The sequence below is a fragment of the Streptomyces sp. 8L genome, assembly GCF_020176795.1.
Lineage (GTDB): Bacteria > Actinomycetota > Actinomycetes > Streptomycetales > Streptomycetaceae > Streptomyces.
Genome location: NZ_JAIUKE010000667.1, coordinates 1 through 4,875 on the forward strand (window position 1 = coordinate 1; position 4,875 = coordinate 4,875).

Genomic DNA, 4,875 nt, shown 5'->3' on the forward strand with positions numbered 1-4,875 from the left:
CGCTCACCCGCCCCGCTCTTCCCGCGCCGCCCGTGCCTCGCTTCATCCCTCCCCGGCGCCGCCCGCGGCTTCCGGCGCATACGTCCCGAAGCTCCACACATTGCCCTCCGCGTCCCGCGCCATGTAGTCCCGCGACCCATAGCTCTGGTCTGTCGGCTCCATCAGGATCTCCACGCCGTGCGCCGCCGCCCGCGCATGGTGCGCGTCGAGAGCCGGGGGCCCGCCCGCCACGGCGACATAGCAACTCGAAGGACCCGCGTCCGCCATCACCTTCGCGTACGCGCCCTCCCCGCCCTTCGAGCCGAGCATCACCACGCCGGAGCCGAAGCCCAGTTCGGCGTGGAGCACCCTGCCGTCCTCCCCTTCGTAGACCGCGATCTCCGAGAAGCCGAAAGCGTCCTTCAACGTCGCGATCGCCGCCTTCGCGTCGTCGTACAGCAGCGTGGGGCAGACGCCCGCTCCGCCAGCCATGCCGATCACCTCTTCCTGCTTCTTCCTCGCTCGAATGTGACCTGAGTCTCAGTCTTCCACCCGCCACTGACAACGGCCCCGCGCACGGCCTCCACCAGCGGTGACGCCGGTCCGGACGCGCTCGCCACCCGTCCCGGGACGGGCGAAAACCAGGTGCACGGGACCGGCGTACCGACCGCTAGAATGGCCGTATGGCATTTCTCCTCGTGCATTAGCGGCGTCGAAGACTCTCCGCCTGCCCTTCCGCCGTCCTTCCCGCCCTGGAGTCTTTCCGTGATCACCGCAACCGGCGTCGAGCTGCGCGTCGGAGCCCGCATCCTCATCGAGTCCGCCACCTTCCGCGTCGCCAAGGGCGACCGCATCGGCCTGGTCGGCCGCAACGGTGCGGGCAAGACCACCCTCACCAAGTGCCTCGCGGGCGAGGGCCAGCCCACCGCGGGCACCATCACCCGCGGTGGCGAGATCGGTTATCTGCCGCAGGACCCGCGCACCGGCGACCTCGACGTCCTCGCACGCGACCGCGTCCTGTCCGCCCGCGGCCTCGACACCGTCCTGAAGAAGATGCGGGAGAACGAGGAGCGCATGGCGGGCGGCCAGGGAGCCACCCGCGAGAAGGCGATGAAGAAGTACGAGCGCCTGGAGACGGAGTTCCTGACCAAGGGCGGGTACGCCGCCGAGGCCGAGGCCGCCACCATCGCCGCCGCGCTCGGCCTGCCCGACCGGGTGCTCGGCCAGCCGCTGCACACCCTCTCCGGTGGCCAGCGCCGCCGCGTCGAACTCGCGCGCATCCTCTTCTCGGACGCGGACACCCTGCTGCTCGACGAGCCGACCAACCACCTCGACGCCGACTCCATCGTCTGGCTGCGGGAGTACCTCAAGACCTACCGCGGCGGTTTCATCGTCATCTCCCACGATGCCGAGCTGGTCGAGACGGTCGTCAACAAGGTCTTCTACCTGGACGCCAACCGCTCCAGGATCGACATCTACAACATGGGCTGGAAGCTCTACCAGCAGCAGCGCGAGGCCGACGAGAAGCGCCGCCACCGCGAGCGGGCCAACGCCGAGAAGAAGGCCGCCACGCTCAACGCGCAGGCCGACAAGATGCGCGCCAAGGCCACCAAGACCGTCGCCGCGCAGAACATGGCCCGGCGCGCCGAGCGGCTGCTCGCCGGTCTTGAGGAAGTACGCAAGTCGGACAAGGTCGCCAAGCTGCGGTTCCCCGAGCCCTCGCCGTGCGGCAAGACGCCCCTCACGGCCGAGGGCCTGTCGAAGTCGTACGGCTCGCTGGAGATCTTCACCGATGTCGACCTCGCCGTCGACAAGGGGTCCCGGGTCGTCATCCTCGGTCTCAACGGCGCGGGCAAGACGACGCTGCTGCGCCTCCTCGCGGGGGTGGAGAAGCCGGACACCGGCGTCGTGTCCCCCGGACACGGCCTCAAGCTCGGCTATTACGCACAGGAACACGAGACCCTGGACCCGGAGCGCACGGTCCTGGAGAACATGCGGTCCTCCGCCCCGGACCTCGATCTCGTCGAGGTCCGCAAGACGCTGGGGTCCTTCCTGTTCTCCGGAGACGACGTCGACAAGCCGGCCGGAGTGCTCTCCGGCGGTGAGAAGACCCGCCTCGCCCTCGCCACACTCGTCGTCTCGTCCGCGAACGTGCTTCTCCTGGACGAGCCCACGAACAACCTCGACCCCGCGAGCCGCGAGGAGATCCTCGGCGCGCTGCGCACGTACAAGGGCGCGGTCATCCTCGTCACCCACGACGAGGGTGCCGTCGAGGCCCTGGAACCGGAGCGGATCATCCTGCTGCCGGACGGCGTGGAGGACCTGTGGGGCGCGGACTACCGGGACCTGGTCGCCCTCGCCTGATCCGGGCTCGGAGCTTCGAGCCCGGAGCTTCGAGCCGCGAGCTCAGGGACGCGGGGACCCGGGGCCCGGGGTCCGCTCCGGAGCTCTGAGTACCTGGTCGCGCCGGTGGGCGGCTCCAGCGGTGTCGCGCCCGGCTCGGACGCGGGCCGGCCCCCCGGCGTTACGAGGAGGGTCTCCACGGGCGGCGGGGAAGCGGCCAGGCCCTGCCCGGTGTGCTCCTCTCGGGCGTCCGCCTCTTCCGGCTTCGGCCGGGGCCGCCGACCAGAGGCGTCTACGGAGGCGTCCCGGCCGGGACGGGCGTGGAGGGCGCCAGTGACCGAGTGCCGCCGTTCGGCTGCCCGATCGGGCACTCCGACCCGGAGGGCCGGGCCGGTGATCCACTTCGTATGGATCATTCGGCTCAGTGGTGATCCATCATCTGGGGGAGAGCGTCTACTACCACGGCGCGTCTGCGTGCGGATAGCACGTATCTTGCCCGCCTTCCGGAATATTCTGCCACCTACCTCGCTGACCAGGCATTTCTCTCAAGCTGTCGCCGGAATCCCGCTGTGGCCACCGCTGGAACGGTCAATTCCATTCGTGCGGGAACGTTGAACTACGGCCTCGCATGTCGAGCAGACCTTGCTGAATGGGTGGCCAGGACGCCCGCTAGGGGTGATCATGAGAAGTCCAGAGCGCACTTCCCATGAGGAGGCACGGGTGGCCGAGACTCTGAAGAAGGGCAGCCGGGTGACCGGCGCCGCGCGCGACAAGCTCGCGGCAGACCTCAAGAAGAAATACGACTCCGGTGCGAGCATCAGGGCGCTGGCCGAGGAGACCGGCCGGTCCTATGGGTTCGTCCACCGGATGCTGAGCGAGTCCGGAGTGACCCTGCGGGGGCGTGGCGGGGCCACGCGCGGCAAGAAGGCCGCTTCGGCCTGACCGCCGCCGGTTCGGCGGGTGACCCCTGGGCGGTCGTGACGATCGCCCGGTGGTTACTGTGCAGTCACTTATCGGCGCGCCGCATGGCGCGACGCTGCGACTGCCCGGACCGGAGGCCTGCATGACCACGTCGGATTCGCTCGATCCCCTACCCGTTGTCGACAAGGATGGCGTACGGCTGACCGTCGAGGACGCCGTCGCCACGGTGACGCTGACCAATCCGGCCAAGCGCAATGCTCAGTCTCCCGCCCTCTGGCGGGCGTTGGCCGAAGCCGGGGCGTCACTGCCCGGCAGTGTCCGGGTGGTCGTGGTGCGCGGCGAGGGCAAGTCCTTCTCCGCCGGACTCGACCGGCAGGCATTCACTCCGGAGGGCTTCGAGGACGAGCCGTCCTTCCAGGATCTGGCGCGCCTCGGCGACGCCGAACTGGACGCTGCCATCGCGGAGTACCAGTCGGGTTTCACCTGGCTGCGCCGGAACGACGTCGTGTCGGTTGCCGCTGTCCAGGGCCATGCCATCGGCGCCGGTTTCCAGCTCGCGCTCGCCTGTGACCTGCGGGTCGCGGCCGACGACGCGCAGTTCGCCATGCGCGAGACCAGCCTGGGCATCGTGCCCGACCTCGCCGGCAGCCATCCGCTGGTGGGGATCGTGGGGTACGCTCGCGCGCTCGAAATCTGCGTGACCGGCCGCTTCGTCCACGCGGACGAGGCCGAGCGCATCGGACTGGCCAATCTCACCGTCCCGAGCGCCGACCTGGACGCTGCCGTGACCGACCTGACGGGGGCCCTCCTCGCGGCTCCGCGATCCGCGGTCATCGAGACGAAGGCGCTGCTGCGCGGCGCGTCGGCACGTACGTACGACGAGCAGCGCGCGGCCGAACGCGCGGCCCAGACGAGGCGCCTGCGCGACCTGGCCGGCCTGGACGACTGACGCACCTCCGCACCTCGCGTCCGCGAGCCTGCCCGCCGGGCGGCGTGTTCACACATGTGCCCGCCGGGCGGGCGGACGCCCTCCCGCGACCCGGCGTCCTGGCGCGGTGGACGGCGGCCCGATGCCCGCGCGGCGGTGAGCGGGCGGTGAGCCGACGAGGAGCCGTCCCTGAGTCGGCGGCGTTTTGGGGATGAACTCCCTTGCCCCGCTCCCGTGATGAGTGAGGCGGGGCATTGGGCGGTGTACCGCGCGTTCCGCGTACACGGCACAGGACATGTGATCCCTTTTAAAGATCAATTCCGGTGATCATATTCAGCGTCGTCCTCATCTCTTCTTCATCTTCCCTTCGATATGGCCGAATTCCATCGCCGTGTGACAACACTCTCGCCCGTTCAACGGTGTTGAAAGGCGCGATTTGGTGTGTCCTTTGCTCGTTCTGTGCCAGTCTCTAAGGGGTTCGAATGTGTGACGCGATCCGTGCGGCGCGACGCGCGGTACGCGAGTGCGGACTTCTGGCGCAATGACATGAGTGGGGCATCGAGAATGGGCCGTGGTAAAGGCAGCATAGGTACGGCGCTCCTGGTGGGAGCGGTACTCGCAGGGGCTGGGGCATGTGGAGCCGGGGGCGCCGACGCCTCGGCCGACACCGGAACGCCACCCGCCTCCGAGGCGCCCCCCTCGCC

General features: G+C 69.5%; 4 protein-coding genes. 3 read left to right on the forward strand and 1 reads right to left on the reverse strand.

Annotated elements, in window-relative coordinates:
• Positions 1 to 42: 42 nt before the first annotated feature.
• The gene (locus LCE31_RS36765; protein ID WP_225022328.1) at positions 43 to 480 is read right to left on the reverse strand and encodes a VOC family protein; all 438 of its coding nucleotides are present in this window, start codon (positions 478 to 480) and stop codon (positions 43 to 45) included.
• A 264-nt stretch (positions 481 to 744) separates the two neighbouring features.
• Between LCE31_RS36765 and LCE31_RS36770 the strand changes: the two genes are divergently transcribed.
• The 3 genes from LCE31_RS36770 (at position 745) to LCE31_RS36780 (ending at position 4,192) form a co-directional block, all read left to right on the forward strand.
• Complete coding sequence (locus tag LCE31_RS36770) at positions 745 to 2,343, forward strand: ABC-F family ATP-binding cassette domain-containing protein (protein WP_225022330.1); 1,599 nt, start codon at positions 745 to 747, stop codon at positions 2,341 to 2,343.
• A gap of 699 nt (positions 2,344 to 3,042) precedes the next feature.
• Positions 3,043 to 3,264, forward strand: coding sequence for a helix-turn-helix domain-containing protein (locus LCE31_RS36775; protein ID WP_006123601.1), 222 nt, complete (start codon positions 3,043 to 3,045; stop codon positions 3,262 to 3,264).
• Between the two features lie 121 nt (positions 3,265 to 3,385).
• Positions 3,386 to 4,192 carry an enoyl-CoA hydratase/isomerase family protein gene (locus LCE31_RS36780; RefSeq protein WP_225022332.1) on the forward strand — a complete coding sequence of 269 codons (807 nt, stop codon included), beginning with the start codon at positions 3,386 to 3,388 and terminating at the stop codon, positions 4,190 to 4,192.
• Positions 4,193 to 4,875 lie beyond the last annotated feature (683 nt).